Here is a 23,047-nt window from a genome sequence, read left to right as displayed (position 1 = left end):
TGGACCACGTGAAGGTCCTCGGCCCGTCCATGCACGACGTCCGGATGGCTGCTGCCGGGGGCATCCACTGGCGTCAGCTCGCCGATGCCGGCAACGGCAAGTACATGGACGGGTGTGCCGTGCACCACAACCCGGCCCCCTCCTTCCCCGACACCAAGCGCGCGGAGCGGGTGCAGTGGGTGTACGACGCATTCGGCGACGGCTACCCCATCACGTTCTCCGAGTGGGGCTACACGAACAGCCTCGGCGGGACCCGCCGGACTCGCGTGGGCGGCGCGCGGCCGATCGCTGTTGACGCGGCAGCGTCGTACGACTGCCAGGCGGTGCTGGACTTCGCCAACCACGGGTGGCAGCTGATGCGCTACGAGTTCCTGGACGATCCCGACCCGAGCAACCGGGTGACGGAGTCCAACTACGGGCTGTGGGAGGTGCAGTCGGTGTCCGGCGACCCGGACCGGACATGGAAGCCCAAGCCGTCGGTGAAGCCGCTCGCGACGATGTTGAAGGCGCTGCGTGACCCCGGCAAGCCGTACAAGACGACGTCGCGTCGTCTGCGGGTGGACGCACCCGAGGACGTGCGCTACTGCGTGACCCAGAAGCGGGACGGGTCGACGACCTTGTGGTTGTGGCGGCACGCCTTGGTGTGGGACACGAAGAACGAGCGGAGACTGACTCCGGGCGCGGTCACGGCTCGAGTCGTGCGCCCACGTCGGAGCTGGACGGTGCAGGTCGGCACGATGCCGACCGCGATCGAGATCCGACCGGCGGACAGCGCCCTCAGGCGATAACCAGGAGGAGGTCGCCGCCGTCGACCTGTTGGGTCCCGGCGATGGCGAGCCGCTCGATCGTGCCGCCCGTCGGCGCGGTGATCGCGGCTTCCATCTTCATGGCCTCGATCGTGGCGACGGTGTCGCCGGCGGCGACCGTGTCCCCCTCGGAGACGAGCACGGTGACGGCGCCCTGGAAGGGGGCGGCGACCTGGCCCGGCTTGCCCGGGTCGGCCTTCTCGGCGGCGGCGACCTCGGAGGCGACGTTCTTGTCACGGACGGAGAGCGGCCGGAGCTGGCCGTTGATGGTGGCCATCACGGTGCGGTAGCCACGCTCGTCGGGCTCGCCGATCGCCTCGAGGCCGAAGAGGACGGTCTTGCCCTCGGAGATGTCGACCTGGTGCTCCTCGCCGTGGCGCAGGCCGTAGAGGTAGTCGAGGGTGGGGAGAGCCGAGACGTCGCCGTACGTCGCGCGGGCTTCCTCGAACTCCTGGGCGGGGCCGGGGAAGAGCAGCCGGTTGAGGGTACGGCGGCGGGAGGTCGGCCCGCCGGCGAGGCCGGCGCGCTCGTCCTCGGAGAGCTCCTCGGCGGGCGGGCTCCAGGTGCGGCCCTCCAGTGCCCTGGTGCGGAACGGCTCGGGCCAGCCGCCGGGCGGGTCGCCGAGCTCGCCGTTGAGGAAGCCGATGACCGAGTCGGGGATGTCGAACTTGCCGGGCTGGTCGGCGAACTCTGCCGGGTCGGCGCCGACCGCGACCAGGTGCAGGGCGAGGTCGCCCACCACCTTGGAGGACGGGGTCACCTTGACGATGTTGCCGAGGATGTCGTTGGCGGCGGCGTACATGTCCTCGATCTGCTCGAACTTCTCGCCCAGCCCGAGAGCGATCGCCTGCTGCCGCAGGTTGGAGAGCTGGCCGCCCGGGATCTCGTGCGTGTAGACGCGGCCGGTCGGTGAGGGCAGGCCCGACTCGAACGGGGCGTACACCCGGCGGACCGCTTCCCAGTACGGCTCGAGCTCGAAGAGCGCCTCCAGGGGCAGGCCCGTGTCGCGCTCGGAGTGGTCGGTCGCCGCGACCAGGGCTGACAGCGAGGGCTGCGACGTGGTCCCGGCCAGCGGCGCGCTGGCGGCGTCCACCGCGTCCACCCCGGCGCCGATCGCCGCGAGCAGGGTGGCGAGCTGGCCGCCGGGGGTGTCGTGTGTGTGCAGGTGCACCGGGAGGTCGAACCGAGCGCGCAGCGCGGTGACCAGCGTCCGCGCGGCGGGTGCGCGCAGCAGGCCGGCCATGTCCTTGATCGCGAGCACGTGCGCGCCGGCCCCGACGATCCGCTCCGCCAGCCGGAGGTAGTAGTCCAGCGTGTAGAGCGACTCGCGCGGATCGGAGAGGTCACCGGTGTAGCAGAGCGCGACCTCGGCCACGGCGGTGCCGGTCGCGCGCACTGCCTCGATCGCGGGCCGCATCTGCTCCACGTCGTTCAGCGCGTCGAAGATCCGGAAGACGTCGATCCCGGTCCCGGCCGCCTCCTCGACGAAGGCCCGCGTGACCTCGGTCGGGTACGGCGTGTAGCCGACCGTGTTGCGGCCGCGGAGCAGCATCTGGAGGCACAGGTTCGGCGCCGCCTGCCGCATCGCGGCGAGCCGCTCCCACGGATCCTCTGAGAGGAACCGCAGCGCCACGTCGTACGTCGCGCCGCCCCAGGTCTCCAGCGACCACAGCTGCGGCGTCAGCCGCGCGACGTGGCCGGCGACCGCCGTGAGGTCGCGGGTGCGGATCCGGGTGGCGAGCAGGGACTGGTGAGCGTCGCGGAACGTGGTGTCAGTGACGGCCACCCGGTCCTGTGCGCGCAGCCGGCGCGCGAACTCCTCGGGCCCCAGGTCCAGCAACAGCTGCCGGGTTCCGTCCGGCGCTGGGACCCGCAGGTCGAGCGGTGGCAGCTTGGTCACCGGGTCGAGGTCGACCGGCGCCTCGCCGTGCGGCTGGTTCACGGTCACCTCGGCGAGGTACCGCAGTAGCTTGGTGCCGCGGTCACCCGCGCCGCGTGCGATCAGCAGCTGCGGGTGGGTCTCGATGAACGACGTCGTGACGCGGCCGGCTGCGAAGTCGGGGTCGTCGAGCACGGCCTGCAGGAACGGGATGTTCGTGGAGACGCCGCGGATCCGGAACTCGGCCACCGCCCGGCGTGCTCGCGACACGGCCACGTCGAACGAACGACCGCGGCAGGTGAGCTTGGCGAGCATCGAGTCGAAGTGCGCGGACACGTCGGCGCCCGTGTACGTCGTACCGCCGTCGATCCTGACCCCGGCGCCGCCGGGCGAGCGGTACGTCGTGATCCGGCCCGTGTCCGGTCGGAAGTTGTTCGCCGGGTCCTCCGTCGTGATCCGGCACTGCAGCGCGGCCCCGCGGAGCTGGACCGTGTCCTGTGACAGCTCGAGATCGGCCAGCGTCTCACCCGACGCGATCCGCAGCTGCGCCTGCACGAGGTCGACGTCGGTGACCTCCTCGGTCACGGTGTGCTCCACCTGGATCCGTGGGTTCATCTCGATGAAGACGTAGCGGCCGTCCGGGTCGAGCAGGAACTCGACTGTGCCCGCGTTGCGGTAGCCGATCTCGCGCGCGAACCGCACCGCGTCGGCGCACATCCGCTCGCGCAGCTCCGGGTCCAGGTTCGGAGCGGGCGCGATCTCGATGACCTTCTGGTGGCGGCGCTGCACCGAGCAGTCGCGCTCGAAGAGGTGGATCACGTCGCCCTCGGCATCCGCCAGTACCTGCACCTCGATGTGGCGCGGGTCGACGACAGCCTGCTCGATGAAGACGGTCGGGTCGCCGAATGCGCCCTCCGCCTCGCGCATGCAGGTCTCGACGGCCTCGCGCAGGGTGGACGGGTCGTCGACCCGCCGCATCCCGCGCCCGCCACCACCCGCGACCGCCTTCACGAACAGCGGGGTCGGGCCGACCTCGTCGAGCAGGGCGTCCGCGGCGGCAACGAGCGCGTCGACGTCTGTGCCCGGTTCGACCGACCTGAGGGTGGGTACGCCCGCGGCCCGGGCGGCCGCGATCGCGCGCGCCTTGTTGCCGGTGAGTGTCAGCACCTCGGCGGTCGGGCCGACGAACGTGATGCCGGCGTCGGCGCAGGCCTCCGCGAGCGCCGGGTTCTCCGACAGGAAGCCGTAGCCGGGGTAGACGGCGTCCGCGCCCGCGCGTACGGCGACGTCGACGATCCCCTGCGGGTCGAGGTAGGCCCGGACGGGGTGGCCGCGCTCACCGATCGCGTAGCCCTCGTCTGCCTTGAGCCGGTGCTCGGAGCCGCGGTCCTCGTGGGGGAACACCGCGACCGTCTGCGCGCCGAGCTCGTAGGCGGCACGGAACGCCCGGATCGCGATCTCGCCGCGGTTGGCGACGAGCACCTTCGAGAACATGCGCCCACGCTATCGAGCGACTCGCCGTGGGAGCCGGGCTGGACGGATCGCGGGACGGCTCGGGTGATCATGGGGGCGATCGCCCCCTTCCCCTGGAGATCAGATGCGTCGCCTGCCGTGGGTCTCCCCGGCCCTGCTCCTCACCAGCCTCCTGGTGCTGCTGCCCTCCAGCGCAGTGACCGCGGCGGCGCCGTCCTGCCAGGGCAGGACGGCCACGATCGTCGGGACCTCGGGGCCGGACCGGATCACGGGAACGGGCCAGCCCGACGTCATCGCCGGTCGCGGCGGGAACGACGTGGTCGATGGGCTCAGGGGGAACGACCTGGTCTGCGGAGGACCCGGCGCTGACCGGTTGAAGGGCGGGCGCGGCAACGACGACCTCTCCGGCGGGCTCGACGCGCTCGTCGACGGCGCGGGTGGGACCTACCTGCTCGGCGACGTCCTCACCGGTGGACCCGGCGACGACCTGCTCGTCGGCGGGTTCGACCGTCGGAAGGCGGACTCGCGGCGCCGACCCGACACGATCTCGTTCGCCGACTCGAGCCGCCGGGTCGTGGTCGACCTGTCCGGGCGAGACACGCCGGGCACCGGCCGGGCGACCGGCGCCGGGTCCGACTCGATCGTCCTGGCGCTGACGCACGGCGTGACCGGGTCGCCGCACGACGACCTGATCACCGGTTCGCCGTTCCGCGACCGGATCGACGGTGGCGACGGAGACGATACGATCCGGGCCGGTAGCGGCTCGGACCTGCTCTACCCCGACGGCTACTCCGCCACGCAGGGCAACGACCTCGTCGAGGCCGGACCCGGCAACGATCTCGTCAACAGCCGCACGGGGCGCGACATGATCTACGCGGGCAAGGGCGCTGACTTCGTGGAGGCGTTCAGCGAGCGGCCGACCGTCGTCCGGCTCGGGCCGGGCGACGACTACCTCGGCCAGCTGATCGCCCCCGGCCGCGGCGCCGCGGCCACCGGCGGCGTCGGGGACGACGTGGTCGCGTTCTACGGCCGGCTGCTCGCCGGGCAGCAGCCCGCAGCGCGGTTCACGGTGGACCAGCGGTCCGGCATGACGTACGTCTCCGGGACGGTGGAGGCGCGTGGCTCGATCAGTGGCTTCGAGCGGCACCGGCTGGTCGGGCCGGTGCGGTGGCGCTACCTCGGCGGCCCCTCGGCCGATCGTGTCTGGGCGATCACCGGCGGGCCGCTGGTCGCGCGCGGCAGCGACGGCCCGGACCAGCTGACCGGCACCGAGCACGCCGACCTGCTCGACGGCGGCGCCGGGACCGACACCGGTCATGGCGAGGGCGGCCAGGACGTCTGTCGGAGCATCGAGCGCGGCGTCTGCTGAGGAGGCCCCGGGCCTCTCAGGCGTCGAGGAACTGGGACAGAAGGCCGGGGACGGCGGTATCGGCGACGGCGACGGCGTCGCGTGCCGGTACGTCGAGGGCGGTGACCGACTGGCTGCCGCCGGCGGTGGTGGCGGTCAGGGTGACGAGACCGGCGCGGCGCTGGAACCAGGTGCTCTGGAGGTTCCAGCCGATGATCGCGTCGGCGGCGAGCAGCTCACGCTTGCGGGTGAGGCTGCCGGAGCGGGCGACGAACCAGTCGTCGACCAGGCCGTGACCGAGCGACCTGGCCCGGTCGACCGCCAGGCCGGCGCCGAGCAGCAGCGGGATCACGGCAAGCACCGAGAGCCAGCCCGCGCCGATGCCGACGGCGAGGGCGACCACCGCGGCTGCGACGATCGCCGAGGGCACCAGCGCGCGTACGTAGCGACGGGCGCGGGCGCGCGGACCGTGGTCGCGGAGCGCCGCCTGCACCGGCGCGGCCGTCCCCACGACCTCGGCTGCCACCCGGTCGACCAGGTCGCGCGGCGTCGGCGGCAGCAGGCTGGAGCTGCCGGACTCGCTGCGGTTCAGGCCGGTGACGATCGCGTTGAGACGGCCGCCGTGGACCAGCCGCAGCCCCCACGGCTCCCCGATGGCGGCGCCGCGCAGCCGGTCGTCGTCGAGGCTCGTCTCGCGGGTGGTCAGGAGGCCACGGCGTACGTGCCACGACCCGTCGGGCGTGGTGTGGCTCAGTGCGAAGTTGCCGTTGGCCACCAGGTAACCGAGCACGGCGAAGACCGCGACCAGCACCGCGACGGTGATCATCAGGGCGGGGATGGCGAGCAGGGCGCCGGCGCTCACCAGCGCGGAGTCGATCTCGTCACCGTCGATGTCCGAGAAGAAGCCGAGTCCGTCGAGCACCTGGCTCCCGACCCCGATCACACCGGCGGCGAGCACGAACCCCGCCGACGTGAACGGGGCGAACCGCAGCCAGCCCGGCTCGAACCGGGCCACCAGCCGCTCGCCACCGCCCGGAGGCAGCGGAGCGGCTGCGGCGTCGGTCGGGGCGGCGCGGGCGATCGAGTTCAGCAGCACCGCCCGGAGCTCGCGTGCCTGCTGGGCGCCGAGCCCGTCGAGGTCGAGCGCGTCCTCGCCTTCCTTGCTCGCGGTGCCGGTACCGATCCGCAGCGTGGCGACCCCCAGCAGCCGGTGGACGGGGGAGGCGGTGAGGTCGACCGTGCGCACCCGGTCCAGCGGCGTCGCGGTGAGGCGGGTGCTGATCAGGCCACGCCGTAGCTCGACCCGCTCGTCGTGGATCCGGTAGCGGGTCGTGGCGTAGCGGACGATCCCGATCGCGATCGGGATGACGATGACGAACGCCTGGAAGTACGTGCCTCGCTCGGCCGCGGTGCTCGCGAGGAACAGGCCGACCAGGACCGGTAGGAACTTGACGATCTCCCGCACCGGGTGCACGAAGAGCATCCGGGGGTCGAGCCGTTGCCAGGGGGAGTCGGGCGGCGCTTCGGGGGGAGGGCCCTGCGGGGGACCGACCGGGAAGGGCTCGCTCACGTGGCGTCACCGGGCACGGCGTCGGCACGTTTGGTCAGCTGCTCGACCAGGCTGCGGGCCAGGTCGCGGTCGAGGCCCACGATCTGGAGGGCACCGGCGGCCGACGCGGTCGTGACGGTCACCGATGCGAGCCGGAACAGTCGGGCGATCGCGCCCTCCTCGTAGTCGACGGTCTGGATCCGCGACATCGGGGCGATCCGCTGCTCGATCGACCACCACCCGGTCTGGGTGTACACGGCCGTCTCGGTGACCTCCCAGCGGTGCACGGCGTACCTCCACCGCGGCATGAGGAACGAGTACGCCGCGAAGGCCAGGGCGATCAGCACCGCCGCCCACCACGTCACCGGCACCACGTCCCAGACCAGCGCCACCACGAGCAGCACGCCGTAGGTGAAGACGCTGTTCGCCAGCGCCACGACCGTCCACATCTGGCGGGCCCGCGGGCTCACCCGCTCGGCCGGTTCCCGCAGCCGTCGCGCGGCTCCCGGGGCGCTGGAAGAAGTCACGCTCAGACCCTACGGTGCGGACACGTCGTCAGTACGGTGAAGGCGCCAGCAGGGTCAGCAGCCTGGCGACCTCGGCGGAGACGGCGGCGCGACCGGGGCCGAGGTACTTCCGTGGGTCGACCAGGGCCGGGTCGGCCAAGGCTTCGCGGACCGCCGCGGCCATGACCTTGTTGAGCTGGGTCGCGACGTTGATCTTGCGCATGCCGTGCGCGACCGCCCGGCGCAGGCCCTCGTCCGGGACACCCGAGGAACCGTGCAGCACCAGCGGCACCGGCACCGCGGCTGCGATCTGTGCGATCAGGTCGTCGTCGAGCTCGGCGTCACGGGTCAGCATCGCGTGGGAGGACCCGACCGCCACGGCCAGTGCGTCGACGCCGGTGGCGGAGACGTACGCCGCAGCCTCGCCCGGGCGGGTTCGTACGCCCGGCGCGTGGACGCCGTCCTTGCCACCCACTTCGCCGAGCTCCGCCTCGACCCACACGGCGGCCGCGTGGGCGGCCGAGACGACCGACTGCGTGGCGGCGATGTTCTCCTCGTGCGGCATCGCCGACGCGTCGTACATCACGGACGGGATGCCGAGGTCGATCGCTTCTCGGACGAGGTCGAGCCGCAGGGCATGGTCGAGGTGGACCACGACCTCGGTCGAGGCCTGTCGCGCGATCGTCAAGCAGGCGTTGGCGATCGGTGCGAGCGCGCCGTGGTAGGCCACGGTGTTCTCAGAGACCTGCAGGACGACCGGCCGCCCAGCCTGCTCGGCGCCGGTCACGATCCCCTCGGCGTGCTCGAGCTGGATCACGTTGAAGGCGCCGATCCCAGCGCCCGCGTCGGCCGCGCGGCGGGCGAGGTCGGCCATGCTCGCCCCGGTCATGTCGCGCCCTCGGCGGTCACGGGCCGGGCGACGACCCCGACCCGGTACGCCGCATAGCGCGCGGGGTCGACCGAGCCGGCCACTGCGGAAACGACCGCCGCCGCCGCCAGCGCCGTGGCGTCCTCGGCGATCTCCGCCGGCGACTCGCCGGCGGCCAGGCCGCGTGCGATCGCGGCCGAGGCGGCGTCGCCCGCCCCGGTCGGGTTGCCGGACACGGCGGCGACCGCGGGCACGAACCAGCACCCGTCGGCCGCGGCGACCAGCATCCCCTCGTCGCCACGGGTCGCGAACACCATGCCGGCGCCGCGGTCGACCAGCGACCGCGCGGCCAGGACGACGTCGGTCACCGACCCGCACAGCTCGGCGAGCTCGTCGGCGTTGGGCGAGAGGGCGACCCCGGGCACGTCGGCGGCGGCGGCCAGCGCGGCTCCGGAGGTGTCGACCAGGCACGGCACGCCGTGATCGTTTGCCAGCCGGGCGAGGTCGGCCGGCAACGTCGTGGTCACCCCCGGCGGCAGGCTCCCGGACACGACGACGCAGCCGACCTCCGGGAGCAGGGCGCGGACCCGCTCACGCAGCGCCGACTCCGCTGTGGCGGGCTCGGTCGGAGCGACGCCCGCCTCGAGCAAGGAGGTGGTGCGGTCGCCGTCGTACACAGCGACCGTGCTGCGCACGTGCGGGAGGGCCTCGACGAAGTCCGCTCGGACACCGAGCCTCCTCACATCGCCGGCGAACTCCTCGGTCGCGAAGCCGGTCGCCATCACCGGCTCACCCATCGCCGCCAGTACCGACGCCACGTTGACCCCCTTGCCGCCCGGTCGTCGGTGGACGGTCGAGACGCGGTGGACCTCGCCCGGCTCGAGGACCGGGGTCGTGTAGCTCACGTCGTACGCCGGATTGGGCGTGACCGTGAGGATCAGTCGACCCACGCGCCGCCCCGCATGACCCGCGTGACATGCCAGTGGTCGTCCAGTGTGACCAGGTCGGCGCGCAGCCCGGTCGCGAGAGCACCTCGGTCGGTCAGTCCGAGCAGGGACGCCGGGGTGGTGCTGGCGGCAGCGATCACGGGCACCGGGTCCAGCCCGGTCACCGTCACGCACCGGTGCACCAGATCGGCGAGGTGGGACGTGCCGCCGGCGATCGAGCCGTTGGCGATCCGCGCCACCCCGTCGGTCACGCGAACCGCCAGCGAACCGAGCTCGAAGTCGCCGTCGGGCAGCCCGGCCGCGGCCATCGCGTCGCTGACCAGCAAGACGTGGCCTCGCGGGGCGACGTCGAAGACCATGCCCACGGTCTCGTCGGCGAGGTGGACCCCGTCCGCGATCAGCTCGACCGTCGCGGCGCCGCGGGCCAGCTCGCGGAGCGCCGCACCCGGTGCGCCGGGCGCGCGGTGGTGCAGCGGGGCCATGCCGTTGAAGAGGTGCGTCACCAGCGGCGTGCGCCGGGCCCGCAACGCGGCCGCGAACGTGGCGGCGTCGGCGTCGCTGTGGCCGTGGGCTGCGATGACCCCCTCGGCCTCGAGCAGGGCCGAGACCGCGGCGGTCCCGGGCAGCTCGGGGGCGATCGTCACCATCCGGACCGTGCCGCGGCCCGCGGTGAGCCACGTCCGTGCGGCGTCGGCGTCCGGCTCGGCCAGTGCCGCCGGGTCGTGGGCGCCGCACCGCGCCGGGCTGAGCCACGGCCCCTCGAGGTGGCTGCCGACGATCGGGGTACCGCCCGCCTCGACCACGTCGGCGATCGCTGCGACCTGTGCGGTGATCGTGTCAGGCGGCGCGCTGACCAGGCTGGCCAGCATGCTGGTCGTCCCGCGCTCGAGGTGATGGGCGGCGACGGCCGCGATCGCCGCGGGGTCGGTCGAGGTGACGGCGTGCCCGCCGCCGCCATGGCAGTGGATGTCCACGAAGCCGGGCACGAGCAGCCCGACGGCGTCGGGCGGCTGTCCCTTCCAGCCGGGGCGCGGGCCGACGTAGCCGAGCCGGTCGCCGCGAACCTCGACCACTCCGTCGGCGATGACCTCGGCCGGGGTGACGACGGTCCCGGACAGCACGGTGGTCATGCAACCCCGCTCACGTCTCCGCCTTCCAGCCGTCGAGCGCCAGCATGGCAGCACCGACGACGCCCGCCCGGGAGCCGTGCTCCGCGATGGCGAGCGGCGGTGCGGGAACCACGCGAGCACGCTCGGCCACGGCGTCGCGGAGGGGAGCGAGCAGCCGCTCGCCGGCGTGGCCGAGCCCGCCGCCGATCACCACCAGAGCCGGCCCGAACAGCAGGGCCACCGTGGACAGGCCGTCGGCGAGCGCCTCGACCGCGTCGGCCCACACCTGCCTGGCCACCGGGTCCCCGTCGAGCCGGTCGGCCACGTCCTTCGACCCCGCGACCGGCCGGCCCGCCAGCTCGGCGTACCGGCGCGCGATGGCCGCTGCGGACGCCCAGGCCTCGACGCAGCCGTCGGCGCCGCAGCGGCACCGGACGCCGGGTCGGACCACCACGTGACCGAGCTCTGCGGTCGCGCCGCCGTCGCCGGACACCAGCCGGCCACCGGAGAGCAGGGCCGCGGCGATCCCGGTGCCGATCGGCACGAACACCTGGTCCGTGACCGTGCGCCCGGCGCCGGTGCGGTGCTCGGCGACGCCGCCGGCCGCGACGTCGTTGCCGATCCGGACCGGCAGCGACCAGGCCGCGCCGAGCGACTCCACCAGCTCGAGGTCGCGCCACCCGATGTTCGCGCTGTACGTCGCGACACCGGCCGCGGGGTCGACCACCCCCGGCACGACGACACCCGCGCCGACGACAGCGCCGGCACGGGTCTCCGACAGCAGGCCGTTCCCGAGCGCCGCGATGGCGTCGCGAGCCTCGTTGCCCCGAGGCGTCGGCGCGGTGCGGGCCGCGAGCACCGCTCCCTCGGGGTCGACGAGCTCGCCCTTGAGGGTGGTGCCGCCCACGTCGATGGCGAGGGCGAGCGCGAGGGTCATGAGTCCAGGATGATGGATCGCGTCAGGTGCCGTGGCTGGTCGGCGTCCAAGCCGCGGTCGGCTGCGCGCAGCAGGCACAGCCGGTGGACCTTCAACAACTCCGCCAGTGGGTCGAGGTCGGAGTGGAGCAGCGTGGCGCCGGTCGCGCGCACGTCACGCTCGAAGTTCGCGATCGTCGGTCCGAACACCCACACCGCCCGGCCGGGCTCGGCGATCGAGATCGGGCCGTGCCGGTACTCCGACTGGTGCCAGGACTCCGTCCAGGCCTGCGTGGACTCCTTGAGCTTGAGTGCGGCCTCCTCGGCGAGGCCGTAGGTCCAGCCGGCGCCGACGAAGCTGATCTGCTCGACGGCCCGGACCTCGTCGAACCAGTCGTCGTCGAGCGTGAGCACCTCGCGGGCTTCGTCGACGGCCGCGGTCAGGTCCTCGCCGAGGTGCCATCGGAACATGGCCACCGCGGTCGTCATGGTGCGCGACTGCACGACCGACTGCTCGTCGACGTAGCCCAGCGAGATGACGTCGCCCCGCTCGGCCACCGGTGAGGAGGGGTCGGCGGTGATGACGGTGACCGGCACTCGGCCGTCGAGCCGGTCGAGGGCCTGCAGGATCTCCGTCGTGGTCCCGGAGCGGGTGATCGCGATGACCCGGTCGTAGGGACGATCGGGGACCGAGTCACCCGCCGGCCAGGCGTCGGTCTCGCCGAGCCCGGCAGCCTCACGCTTGGCGGCCACGGCGTGGCCGACGTACAGCGAGCTCCCGCAGCCGATGATCGCGACCCGCTCGCCGGGCTGGGGGAGCAGCCCCGCGTGGGTCTGGGCGACCTCGCGCGCCGTCACCCAGTCGTCCGGCTGGGTGGCCAGCTCGGCCGCTAGATGGGCTCCGGCCCCGGGCAGCAGATCGGTCGAGTTCACGCGGGGAGTGTAGGCGCGGATGATCGAAAGTGGCAAGACTGTTGACTCAACGATCAGAAACACGCAACCGTAAGGTCATGTCCGGGCACCCTGCACGCGCCGGTCGGACCGCCTTAGAGGTGTCGGCGGCCGGCTTCGGCTCGCCCAGCCCGCTGCCGGCGCTCACACCGCTGCGGGTGCTGCCCGACACCGAGCCCGGGCAGGGCGTGCCGGCCGAGATCCGCCGGCGGGCGGCGTACGGGCGGCTGGGGTCCCCGCTGCCGTACCCGGTGCAGGACGGCTACGACCGCGTGGCCGTCCCGGCACGGCTACCGGCCGTGGCGCTGGACAACGGGCTGCTGCGTGCCGTGGTGCTGCCTAGCCTGGGCGGCCGGGTCTGGTCGCTCACCGACCTCGCGCGTGGCCGTGAGCTGCTGTTCGTCAACCCCGTCCTCCAGCCCGCGAGCTTCGGCCTGACCGGTGCCTGGTTCGCCGGCGGCATCGAGTGGAACCTCGGCAGCACCGGCCACGCCCCCACCAGCTGCCGCCCGGTGCACGTCGGGGTGCTGCACCGGCCGGACGGCGATGTGGTGCGGCTCTGGGAGTGGGAGCGCACGCGGGACCTGGTGCTCCAGGTCGACCTCTCGATCCCTGCCGGCGGCGACCGGTTGCTCGCCTCGACCCGGGTCCTCAACCCGGACCCCGAGGACAAGCCGCTCTACTCGTGGACCAACATCGCGGTTCCCCAGACGGAGGGCACCCGGGTGCTGGTGGAGGCCGAGTCCGCCTGGCGCACCGACTACGAGGGACAGCTCGGCGAGGTCAGCTTCCCGCACCCCGACGCCCCGGATCTCGACGTGAGTCGACCGGCCGCGTCCTGGCTCGCGGCCGACTACTTCTTCGACGTCGTCGGCCGGGAGGGCCGCCACATCGTGGCGGTGGAGCCGGACGGCCACGGAGTCGCGCAGTCCAGCACCGCCGCGTTGCGGGGCCGCAAGCTGTTCCTCTGGGGCCACGGCCCGGGTGGGCATCGGTGGCAGGAGTGGCTCTGCGGTCCGGGTGCGACCTACGCCGAGATCCAGGCCGGCTACTGCCCGACCCAGCTCGAGCACGACGTGATTCCGGGTCATGGCGAGGTCGCGTGGACCGAGGCGTTCGGCGCGGTCGACCTCGATCCCGCCCTGGTCACCGGCCCGTACGCCGAGGCGGCGACCCACGCACGCCGCGAGGTGCACGCTGCGGTGCCGCCCGAGCAGCTCGAGGCGCGGCACGCGGCCTGGCGGGTCGACCTCGCCGACGACCCAGTCGACGAGGTGCTCGCGGTCGGGTCGGGCTGGGGTCGCGTGGAGCAGCTGCTCCGGGGCATCGAGCCGTCGTCGGCCCTGCCGTTCCCGGAGGTGGACGACGACAGCGTGCCGGCGGCCGCGCTCGTCGTAGGCGACTGGGACCGGTTCGAGCAGACGGCGGACCGGCTTCCGGTGCCGCCCGTCTCCGACCGGTGGGCCGCGGTACTGACCGCTGCCGGCGCGCAGCTCGGGCCCCACTGGTGGCTCGACCACGCCCGGGCGGTCCGCCACCACAGCAGCGGGGACCGCGAGGCGGCGGAGGCGGCGTACAGCCGCAGCGTCGAGGCACGCCCGACCGTGCCTGCGATCCGCGGGCTCGCGCTGCTGGCGGCCGACCGAGGCGATCCGGAGAGCGCGGCCGAGCACTTCGAGTGGGCGCGTTCCCTCGACCCCACGTGTCGGCCGCTGGTCACCGAGCAGCTCGACCTGCTGCTCGCGGCCGGGCGTCCCGAGGCCTGTCTCGCCGTGATCGAGACGTCACCGCGCTCGGTTCGTGACCACGGTCGGACTCGCCTGCAGCAGGCCCGGGCGCTGGCGGCGGCGGGGTCGCGTGACGCGGCGGCGGCGCTGCTGGTAGATCTGGAGGTCGAGGACCTCGCGGAAGGCGACCGGTCGATCGGCGACCTGTGGCGAGACCTCCACCCCGGATCGACGGTGCCGGAGCGGCTCGACTTCCGGATGTCCCCGTGACGACGACGTGATGATCGAACGTGATCGAATTGGGTCTTGATCTATCAAGTCCACACATTCTAGGGTCGACCCACCGGGCATAGCCCACGGTCACCCCCAAGGAGAAACTGATGCCCCATCCCGTCCCTCAGTCCCGCCGGATCTTCCTGCAGCGAGCCGGCGTCGCCGCCGTCGCGGTGGCCGGCGGCTCCACGTTCCTGAACGCGTGCGCGTCGTCGGGAGGTGGCAACACCGACGACAACCGAGGCGAGCGAACCGACGAGAACCCGTTCGGCGTCGAGGCGACGGCCCCGCTGTCGGTGGTGATCTTCGACGGCGGCTACGGCGACGAGTACGCCAAGTTCCACCAGGGTCTCTACAACGAGGTGTTCCCGGACTCGGAGATCTCGCACAAGGCGATCACCGACATCCGGCAGCAGATGCAGCCGCTCTTCAACGCGGGCAACCCGCCCGACGTCCTCGACAACGCGGGTGCGGAGGCGATGCCGATCTCGACCCTCGCCGACACCGGTCAGCTGGCCGACCTGAGCGAGCTCTTCGCCGCCGACGCGCTCGGCTTCGACGGCATGACCGTCGAGGAGACCCTCAACCCGGTCGCCATCGAGTCCGGTGAGTACGACGGCAAGCCGCTGGTCCTCAACTACGCGCTGCAGGTCTACGGGCTGTGGTACGACCGGGCGCTGTTCGACGAGAACGGCTGGGAGCCGGCAGAGACGTGGGACGACTTCCTCGCGCTGTGCGAGGAGATCAAGGGAACGGGCATGGCCCCGCTCGCCCACCAGGGCAAGTACCCCTACTACATCGAGCAGCTGCTGTGGGACCTCGCGGTCAAGCACGGCGGGCCCGAGGTCGCCTACGCGATCGACTCCCTCGAGCCCGGCGCGTGGGAGCACGAGTCCATGAAGCTGGCAGCGGAGGCGATCGCCGAGCTCAAGTCCAAGGGCTACATGCTCGAGGGCACCGAAGGTCTGGACCACATCCAGTCGCAGACCGCGTGGAACGAGCACAAGGCCGCCTTCATCACCTGTGGGTCGTGGCTCGAGAACGAGCAGAAGGAGGTGGCGCCGGAGGGGTTCGAGACAACGGTGTCCCCGACCCCGCTGCTCGACGGCGCCACGCTTCCCTTCGACTGCGGGCGGGTCGAGGCCGCGGAGGCGTTCATCGTGCCGGCCAAGGCCCAGAACGTTCCCGGTGGTCTCGAGTACATGCGGCAGATGCTCTCCAAGGAGGGCGCGGCCGAGTTCACCAAGCTGACGGCGGCTCCGACCGTGGTGGACGGCGCCACCGAGGGCCTCGAGCTCACACCCGGTGCGACCTCCGCGATCGCGATCATCGACAGCGGCGGTGACAACAACTGGAACTACTACTACAACAAGTGGTACACCCCGATGGAGCCCAAGATCGGGTCGGCGGTCGCCGAGCTGGCCGCGGGCCGGATCGACGCCGACGAGTTCGTCAGCCGGGCCCAGAAGGCCGCCGACGAGGCCGCGGAGGACCCGAACACCGTCAAGCGGACGCGCTCGGCCTGATTCCCACCCGGCTGGAGAGGGCGAAGCATGAAGTACGGCCGGTACCCGTTCGTCGTGGGCTTCCTGGCCCCGGGACTGATCCTCTACGTCCTCTTCGTCCTCTCCCCGTTCGCCCAGGCGTTCCACTACTCGCTGACCGACTGGACCGGGATCACGCCCGAGTTCGAGTACGTCGGGCTGCAGAACTTCGAGCAGCTCCTGAACGACTCGATCTTCCTGAGGGCGTTGCGCAACAACGCCATGGTCCTGGTGTTCGTACCTGCCGTCACCGTGTTCCTCGCGCTGTTGTTCGCCTTCCTCCTCAACGTCGGGGGCGGCGCGACGAGCGCGGGCGTCAAGGGGATCCGCGGCAGTGGCTTCTACAAGCTGGTGTTCTTCATGCCACAGGTGCTTGCGATCCCCGTGATCGCGGTCATCTGGTCGGTGATCTTCGAGCCGACGTCCCGCGGACTCGTCAACTCGGCACTGGGGCAGGTGGGGATCGGCCCGCTGGGGTTCCTCTCCGACCCGGCTCTCGCGCTGTGGTGCGTGATGTGGGTGCTGGTCTGGGGCAGCGTCGGCTTCTACCTGGTGCTGTTCAACGCCGCGATCAGCTCGGTTCCGCGCGAGATCTTCGAGGCCGCCGTGATCGACGGCGCCGGGCGCGCTGCCACGTTCCGCAAGGTGACCCTGCCGCTGCTGTGGGACACCGTGCAGACGTCGTGGGTCTACCTGGCCATCCTCGCCCTCGACATCTACGCGTTGGTCGCGGTCATGACGGCGGGTCCGGGCGGCCCCGACAACGCGACGCAGGTGATGTCGCTGCAGATCGCCCAGAACGGCTTCAACTTCGGGCGCGCCGGCTACGCCTCCGCCATGGGCGTGGTCCTGTTCTTCCTGACGATGGTGATCGCCGTGATCATGCTGCGGATCTCCCGACGTGACCGCATCGAGTTCTGAGCAGGAGACCCGACCATGACCACCACCGCCCTGCCCAAGCTGGGGCCCGAGGAGGCGTCGCCACCGGCCGGCGAGGTCCCCTCCTGGGAACGACGGCGGGCCGACAGCGCAGCGACCGCACTGTCCCACGCCGTGCTGGCGCTGTGGGCGCTGGTCGTGATCGTCCCGTTCCTCTGGGCGCTGCTGGCCTCGGTCAAGGACTCCCGGGAGATCTTCGGGTCGCCGTGGCGGCTCCCGACCGAGTGGCACTGGTCCAACTTCTCCGACGCCTGGGAGCGCGGCCGGGTCGGCGAGTACCTGCTGAACAGCGTGATCGTGGTGACCGGCGGCGTGCTGCTGACCATGCTCTTCGGCTCGATGGTCGCCTACGTGCTGGCGCGCTACGAGTTCCGCTTCAACCGACTGATCTACTACGTGTTTGCGGCCGGGATGATGTTTCCGGTGTTCCTGGCGCTGGTACCGCTGTTCTTCGTGGTGCAGGGCCTCGGGATGCTCTCGACCTACCACGGTCTGATCCTGGTCTACGTCGCGTACTCGCTGCCGTTCACGGTGTTCTTCATGCACGCGTTCTTCCGGACGCTGCCTACCGAGATCGCCGAGGCCGCGGTCGTCGACGGCTGCTCGCACACCGGGGTGTTCTTCCGGGTCATGCTGCCGATGGCCAAGCCCGGCCTGCTCAGCATCGGGATCTTCAACGTCCTCGGGCAGTGGAACCAGTTCGTGCTCCCGCAGTTCCTCTCGCCGGAGAAGCCGGTGCTGGCGCAGGGGATCGCGAGCCTGCTCGCCCAGCAGCGCTACGAGGGCGACTGGGGGACGCTGTTCGCCGCACTGACCATCGCCATGGTCCCGGTCGTCATCGTCTACCTCGTCTTCTACCGCCAGATCCAGGCGGGCCTCACGGCCGGCACCATGAAGTAGGCCCCACAACCCGGCGTCCTCCGCCAGAATGTCCCGACCACCGTCCCCCCGAGGAGCCTGCGTTGTCCCGCCACTCTCGACTCGATGCGATCCTGGAGCTGCTGTCCCAGCGCGGGAAGCTGGACGTCGAGGAGCTGGTGCAGGCGCTGGACGTCTCGGCCGCGACGGTGCGACGGGACCTCGACCGACTCGCCGACCAGCAGCTTCTGACGCGGACCCACGGCGGCGCCGTGCCGACGGCGGCGTCGTACGACCTGCCGCTGCGCTACAAGGCGACCCGGTTCGCCGATGCCAAGCTGCGGATCGCCGAGGCGGCGGCGGCGATGGTGCGCGCCGGCCAGGTCGTCGGCTTCAACGGGGGTACGACGACCACCGAGGTGGCCCGGGCGCTCGCGCGGCGGGTCGAGCTGGCCGACGACAGCGGTCATGCCGGGCTGGTCGTGGTCACCAACGCGCTCAACATCGCCACTGAGCTCGCGGTGCGCCGGCACATCAAGATCGTGGCCCTCGGCGGAGTCGCCCGACCGCAGTCCTACGAGCTGGTCGGGCCGATCGCGGACGCGTCCCTCGCCCAGGTGAACGTCGACCTGCTCTTCCTCGGGGTCGACGCGTTCGACCTCGAGCACGGGGCGACCGCCGCTCACGAGGGCGAGGCCAGCATCAACCGGAAGCTCGCCGAGAGCGCCGGCCGGGTCGTCGTGGTCGCGGACCACTCCAAGCTCGGCAAGTCGGCCTTCGCGCGGATCTGCGACGCCGAGCAGGTCGACGTGTTGCTCACCGACGCCTCACCAGACGACGACACGGCCGCCGGGTTGGCGGCCCGGGACGTCGAGGTGGTCGTGGCTGGTCAGAGCTGAGGGGCTCGGTCGCACCGGGGGTTTCGAACCCCCGGGGCGCTGCTCAGTCCTTGAGCTCGCAGATCACCGCACCGCTGCTGACCGTGGCTCCGATCTCGGCCTGCAGGTCGGTGACGGTGCCGGACTTGTGGGCCTTCAGCGGCTGCTCCATCTTCATCGCCTCGAGCACCACGACCGTGTCACCCTCGGCGACCTCCTGGCCCTCCTCGACGACGACCTTGACGATGGTGCCTTGCATCGGGCTGGTGACCGCGTCGCCGGACGCCGCCGCGCCGGCCCTCTTGCCGGCCGCCCGCCGCGGCTTCTTTGACCCACCAGCGGCCCCGCCGCCAGCCAGGCCGCCCAGCCCACCGGGCAGCACGACCTCGATCCGCTTGCCGCCGACCTCGACGGTGACCCGTTGCCGTTCGGCTGGCTCGTCCGCGTCGACGGCATCGCCGGCGTAGGGCTCGATCGTGTTGTCGAAGTCGGTCTCGATCCAGGTGGTGTAGACGGTGAAGTCGCCGGTGCCGCCCGGCTGGGAGGCGCCGACGAAGGCGGGATCGTCGCGGACCGCGCGGTGGAAGGGGATCACGGTCGGCATCCCCTCGACCACGAACTCGTCCAGCGCCCGGCGCGAGCGTTCGAGCGCCTGGGTGCGGTCGCGGCCGCTGACGATCAGCTTCGCGATGAGTGAGTCAAACGAGCCGGGGATCGTCTCGCCCTGGTCGTACCCGCCGTCGAGGCGCACGCCCGGACCGGACGGTGCGTGCCAGCGGGTGAGGGTGCCGGGGGCGGGCATGAAGTTGCGGCCGCCGTCCTCGGCGTTGATGCGGTACTCGATCGCATGGCCGCGGACCTCCGGGTCGTCGTACCCGAGCTCCTCGCCCGCCGCGATCCGGAACATCTCACGCACCAGGTCGATCCCGGTGACCTCCTCGGACACGCAGTGCTCGACCTGGAGCCGGGTGTTGACCTCGAGGAAGGAGATGGTGCCGTCCTTGGCGACCAGGAACTCACAGGTGCCGGCACCGACGTAGCCGGCCTCGCGCAGGATCGCCTTGGAGGAGTCGTACAGCCGCGCGACCTGGTCCTCGGTGAGGAACGGCGCCGGCGCCTCCTCCACCAGCTTCTGGTGACGGCGCTGCAGCGAGCAGTCGCGGGTGGACACGACCACCACGTTGCCGTGCTGGTCGGCGAGGCACTGGGTCTCGACGTGGCGCGGCTGGTCGAGGAACTTCTCGACGAAGCACTCGCCACGGCCGAACGCGGTCACGGCCTCCCGGACCGCCGAGTCGAAGGCGTCCGCCACGTCCTTCATCTCGCGGGCGACCTTGAGCCCCCGCCCACCGCCGCCGAAGGCCGCCTTGATCGCGATCGGAAGCCCGTGCTCCTCGGCGAACTTCACGGCCTCGTCGGCGTTCTCCAGCGGGTCCTTCGTGCCCGGCGCGAGCGGCGCCCCGACCTTCTCCGCGATGTGGCGGGCCCTGACCTTGTCGCCGAGGTTCTCGATCGCGCTCGGCGGGGGTCCGATCCACACCAGGCCCGCGTCGAGCACGGCCTGGGCGAAGTCGGCGTTCTCCGCGAGGAAGCCGTAGCCGGGGTGCACGGAGTCCGCCCCGGACCGCTTCGCGACCGCGAGGATCTTCTCGATGTCGAGGTAGGAGTCGGCCGGCGTGGCGCCCTCGAGGCTGTAGGCCTCGTCGGCGAGCCGGGTGAAGAGCGCGTCCCGGTCGGGGTCGGCGTACACCGCGACCGATCCGATCCCGGAGTCCTTGCAGGCCCGGATCACCCGCACCGCGATCTCGCCGCGGTTGGCGATGAGCACCTTCTCGACAGGAGTCGTCTCAGCCACGCTCGGCAGCGTATCGCCCCGGTCGGGACGGGCCTCGGCGACTCCTGGAACGCGGCCGGACACCCAGCTGGGCGTTCGGCTGGGCGGTCGGGGTCACGCCTGGTGCGCGAGTCGCCCCAGATGACGCTGCAGCGGGCGCATCAGGCGCCAGTAGCCGATGCCGACCGCGAGCGACAGCAGCGTCGCGAGCGCCGGGACGCTGTCCTCGAGCGGCGGGTAGACGACCCAGTGCGTGATGTAGATGAACAACGACGCCGACGCGAGGGTGGAGATCGGCGCCACCAGGCGACGCGGCACTCGAAGCACCGGGACATGAACGAGCAGCGCGATCCCGCCGATGACGAGCACCTCGCGGGAGAGGTCGCCGAAGTAGCCCAGCGTGCCGACGGCGGTGAGCACCACGACCGTCCACCGGCGCAGTGAGGTGTCGGCCCGGACCGCGAGCCAGCCCACGAGGAACCACCAGGCGACGACGCCGATCGTGTAGCGAGAGGTCCCGCCGGAGGCCTCCAGGCCCACCCACGTGAAACGGACGGCGAGGCCGGTCAGCACGGCGACGAGAGCGAACCCGTACGGCGCCCGCCGCTCCAGCCGGTCGACTGCCGGAACCGCCAGCAGCACGAGCACGAGCAGTGAGGTCCAGACCATCGCCTCCAGGAACCAGAACTGCCACTGCCGGCTCCAGTCGTCCGGACCCAGGGCCTGGTTGAGGAACCCGACGGTGGCGGGCGCGTAGTAGCCGCCCATGATGCCGACCAGCCCCAGCCAGAGGCTCGTGGGAACGACCAGCTGGCCGAGCGACGTCAGGCCGTGCCGGAGCCTACCCACGCGCGTCTCCGCGGAGAGCTGGAAGCGGGCGAAGTTCCAGCCGGCGACGGCGAGCAGCAGGTGAGCGCCGCCCATGACCATCCAGAGGTTCGCGTGACTCCCGACGATCAGGACGATCGCCGCGGCTCGCAGCACCACACTGGTGTCGAGCCGCGAGCCGGTGCGCGTGGTCTGGGCGGCGGTCGCCAGGTCGGCGATCGGCCGGGTGTGCCAGTCGGTCGGGAGGTCGCCGAGCCGCTCGGTGAGCCGGGTCGCGAACTCGACGTAGGACAAGGAGTCGCCGCCGAGATCCACGAAGGAGTCGGTGGTCGCCGCGTCGGGGCGACCCAGCACGACGGCGTACTCCTCACGCAGCAGCTCGGGCGTGGGCGGACCGTCGTCGGACCCGCCGGCGCGGTCGAGCAGCCGGGCGTGGGCGGCGAGGGCCCCGCGATCGGGCTTGCCGGTGGTCGTGCGGGGAAGCGTCGACAGCGCCGTCACCCGGATCGCGCTGGGCGGCAGGCCGGAGGCTGCGGCGAGCGCGCGCGCCAGTCGCTCGGTGGTCCGGGGGCGGTCGGTGAACGCGTGCAGGGCGTCGTCCACGACCACGCAGTGGACCTCGGCATCGACCTGCGCCTCGAGGTGGTCGAGGTCGATCCGCAGTCCGAACAGCTTCGAGTGACGGCCGCGGCGGCCGACGATCCGCACCAGACCGTCCACCTCGCGGGCCAGGTCGCCGGTACGGAGCTCGACGAGCTCGGCTCCGCGAGCGAGGTCCGCCGGGCGGTCGGCGTACCCCTGCATCACGTTCGGACCCTCGTACACGAGCTCGCCGACTCCCGGCTCGGATATGTCGGCGACCGGTTCGATCCGGAACGAGCCGCCCGGGATCGGTATCCCCACCGCGTCCGGGTGCGCGTCGGCCAGGTCGGGCGGGAGCCAGGCCATCCGGGCGGTCGCCTCGGTCTGGCCGTACATGACGACCAGGTCCCAGCCGGCGCGCCGACCGACGTCGCGCCAGCGCGCGACCCGCTCGGGCGGCATCCGGCCACCGGCCTGGGTGATGTACCGCAGCGAGGGAAGCGCCCGGTCGGCGAACCCCGAGCACTCGAGCTGCTCGAAGGTGTACGGGACGCCCGCGAACGACGTGGCCTCACGGCTCTCGGCCAGTCGCCAGAAGCACTCGTCGACGACCGACAGGTCGGTGAGGACGAGGCCGGCGCCGACCAGCAGGTGGCTGTGCACGACCGAGAGGCCGTAGCAGTAGTGCATCGGCAACGAGGTGAGTGCGCGGTCGGCGGGCGTGAGTCCGAGGTACTCGGCGATGCTCGCGGCGTTGGCGCGGAGATTGTCGTGCGAGAGCCGGACCAGCTTGGGGGAGCCGGTCGACCCGGAGGTGCTGAGCAGAAGCGCGAGATCGGGGTGGAGGTCGTGCGCCGTTCCCTCACGCCGCTCGCGCAGGCCCGCCTCGCCGGCCACGACGTCCGGGTCCCAGGCGTCCGCGAGCCTTCGCGCGGGATCACCCGGGGGGGCCAGCATCACGACGTGGCCGTGGGTGAGGGCGGCGAGGTACGTCGTGAGCGACTCGACCGTGTTGCGACCTTCGACCAGGACCAGCCGCCGAGTGGCACCGAGCAGGGAGGCGGTCTCGTCGACCCGGTCCGCGAGCTCCGCATAGGTGAGCCGGTCGGACGCGGTGTGGATCGCGGTGTGGTCACCGTGCGCGCGGAGGTCGAGGACACGCGGTTGTACGAGGACCTCGGGGGAGGTGAGCAGCGACGCCACCCTCGGAGTGTATGAGGTTAGCCTTACCTC

General features: G+C 72.2%; 17 protein-coding genes. 7 read left to right on the top strand and 10 right to left on the bottom strand.

Annotated elements, in window-relative coordinates; all coding sequences use genetic code 11:
- On the top strand, positions 1-788 hold a 788-nt coding region (locus tag VFZ39_RS14155; protein ID WP_330866418.1), incomplete at its 5' end, for a hypothetical protein.
- Here VFZ39_RS14155 and VFZ39_RS14150 read toward each other — a convergent pair.
- Positions 778-4,179: a pyruvate carboxylase gene (locus VFZ39_RS14150; protein WP_330866417.1), complete on the bottom strand. Its 3,402-nt coding sequence runs from the start codon at positions 4,177-4,179 to the stop codon at positions 778-780. The two genes, VFZ39_RS14155 and VFZ39_RS14150, sit on opposite strands and share 11 nt — an antisense overlap.
- A 103-nt stretch (positions 4,180-4,282) precedes the next feature.
- On the opposite strand from VFZ39_RS14150, the gene VFZ39_RS14145 reads away from it, so the two are divergent.
- The gene (locus VFZ39_RS14145; RefSeq protein WP_330866416.1) at positions 4,283-5,527 is read left to right on the top strand and encodes a hypothetical protein; all 1,245 of its coding nucleotides are present in this window, start codon (positions 4,283-4,285) and stop codon (positions 5,525-5,527) included.
- Positions 5,528-5,543: 16 nt separating this feature from the next.
- On the opposite strand, the gene VFZ39_RS14140 is transcribed toward VFZ39_RS14145, so the two are convergent.
- The 7 genes from VFZ39_RS14140 to VFZ39_RS14110 are packed head-to-tail and all read right to left on the bottom strand — an operon-like array spanning position 5,544 to position 12,333.
- Complete coding sequence (locus VFZ39_RS14140) at positions 5,544-7,076, bottom strand: PH domain-containing protein (RefSeq protein WP_330866415.1); 1,533 nt, start codon at positions 7,074-7,076, stop codon at positions 5,544-5,546.
- A complete protein-coding gene (locus VFZ39_RS14135) occupies positions 7,073-7,582 on the bottom strand; it encodes a PH domain-containing protein (protein ID WP_330866414.1) in 510 nt (169 codons plus the stop codon). Before VFZ39_RS14135 ends, VFZ39_RS14140 begins: the two co-directional genes overlap by 4 nt.
- A 28-nt stretch (positions 7,583-7,610) precedes the next feature.
- On the bottom strand, positions 7,611-8,450 hold the full coding sequence (locus tag VFZ39_RS14130; RefSeq protein WP_330866413.1) for a class II fructose-bisphosphate aldolase: 840 nt from the start codon (positions 8,448-8,450) through the stop codon (positions 7,611-7,613).
- Positions 8,447-9,379 (bottom strand): hexose kinase, encoded by a 933-nt coding sequence (locus VFZ39_RS14125; RefSeq protein WP_330866412.1) that lies wholly within the window; start codon positions 9,377-9,379, stop codon positions 8,447-8,449. The genes VFZ39_RS14130 and VFZ39_RS14125 overlap by 4 nt, the downstream gene beginning before the upstream one ends.
- Positions 9,367-10,506 carry an N-acetylglucosamine-6-phosphate deacetylase gene (locus VFZ39_RS14120; RefSeq protein WP_330866411.1) on the bottom strand — a complete coding sequence of 380 codons (1,140 nt, stop codon included), beginning with the start codon at positions 10,504-10,506 and terminating at the stop codon, positions 9,367-9,369. The genes VFZ39_RS14125 and VFZ39_RS14120 overlap by 13 nt, the downstream gene beginning before the upstream one ends.
- Positions 10,507-10,516: 10 nt before the next feature.
- Entirely contained in the window at positions 10,517-11,422 is a 906-nt protein-coding gene (locus VFZ39_RS14115) for an ROK family protein (RefSeq protein WP_330866410.1), read from the bottom strand.
- Complete coding sequence (locus VFZ39_RS14110; protein ID WP_330866409.1) at positions 11,419-12,333, bottom strand: sugar isomerase; 915 nt, start codon at positions 12,331-12,333, stop codon at positions 11,419-11,421. The genes VFZ39_RS14115 and VFZ39_RS14110 overlap by 4 nt, the downstream gene beginning before the upstream one ends.
- Positions 12,334-12,410: 77 nt before the next feature.
- Here VFZ39_RS14110 and VFZ39_RS14105 point away from each other — a divergent pair, with 77 nt between their 5' ends.
- The 5 genes from VFZ39_RS14105 to VFZ39_RS14085 all read left to right on the top strand — a co-directional run bounded on the left by VFZ39_RS14105 (position 12,411) and on the right by VFZ39_RS14085 (position 18,591).
- Positions 12,411-14,348, top strand: coding sequence for a DUF5107 domain-containing protein (locus tag VFZ39_RS14105; protein ID WP_330866408.1), 1,938 nt, complete (start codon positions 12,411-12,413; stop codon positions 14,346-14,348).
- Positions 14,349-14,458: 110 nt separating this feature from the next.
- A complete protein-coding gene (ngcE, locus tag VFZ39_RS14100) occupies positions 14,459-15,877 on the top strand; it encodes an N-acetylglucosamine/diacetylchitobiose ABC transporter substrate-binding protein (RefSeq protein ID WP_330866407.1) in 1,419 nt (472 codons plus the stop codon).
- A gap of 27 nt (positions 15,878-15,904) precedes the next feature.
- Positions 15,905-16,816 carry a sugar ABC transporter permease gene (locus VFZ39_RS14095; protein ID WP_330866406.1) on the top strand — a complete coding sequence of 304 codons (912 nt, stop codon included), beginning with the start codon at positions 15,905-15,907 and terminating at the stop codon, positions 16,814-16,816.
- Between the two features lie 15 nt (positions 16,817-16,831).
- Positions 16,832-17,734 (top strand): carbohydrate ABC transporter permease, encoded by a 903-nt coding sequence (locus tag VFZ39_RS14090; protein ID WP_330866405.1) that lies wholly within the window; start codon positions 16,832-16,834, stop codon positions 17,732-17,734.
- Between the two features lie 62 nt (positions 17,735-17,796).
- The gene (locus tag VFZ39_RS14085; protein ID WP_330866404.1) at positions 17,797-18,591 is read left to right on the top strand and encodes a DeoR/GlpR family DNA-binding transcription regulator; all 795 of its coding nucleotides are present in this window, start codon (positions 17,797-17,799) and stop codon (positions 18,589-18,591) included.
- Positions 18,592-18,634: 43 nt separating this feature from the next.
- On the opposite strand, the gene VFZ39_RS14080 is transcribed toward VFZ39_RS14085, so the two are convergent.
- Entirely contained in the window at positions 18,635-20,425 is a 1,791-nt protein-coding gene (locus VFZ39_RS14080; RefSeq protein ID WP_330866403.1) for an acetyl/propionyl/methylcrotonyl-CoA carboxylase subunit alpha, read from the bottom strand.
- Positions 20,426-20,518: 93 nt separating this feature from the next.
- Entirely contained in the window at positions 20,519-23,017 is a 2,499-nt protein-coding gene (locus VFZ39_RS14075; protein WP_330866402.1) for an AMP-binding protein, read from the bottom strand.
- Positions 23,018-23,047 lie beyond the last annotated feature (30 nt).

The organism is Nocardioides sp. (assembly GCF_036374615.1).
Classification (GTDB): Bacteria; Actinomycetota; Actinomycetes; order Propionibacteriales; family Nocardioidaceae; genus Nocardioides.
Note: the sequence above shows the minus strand (reverse complement) of the source record. Positions and strands in the feature narration are given on the sequence as shown.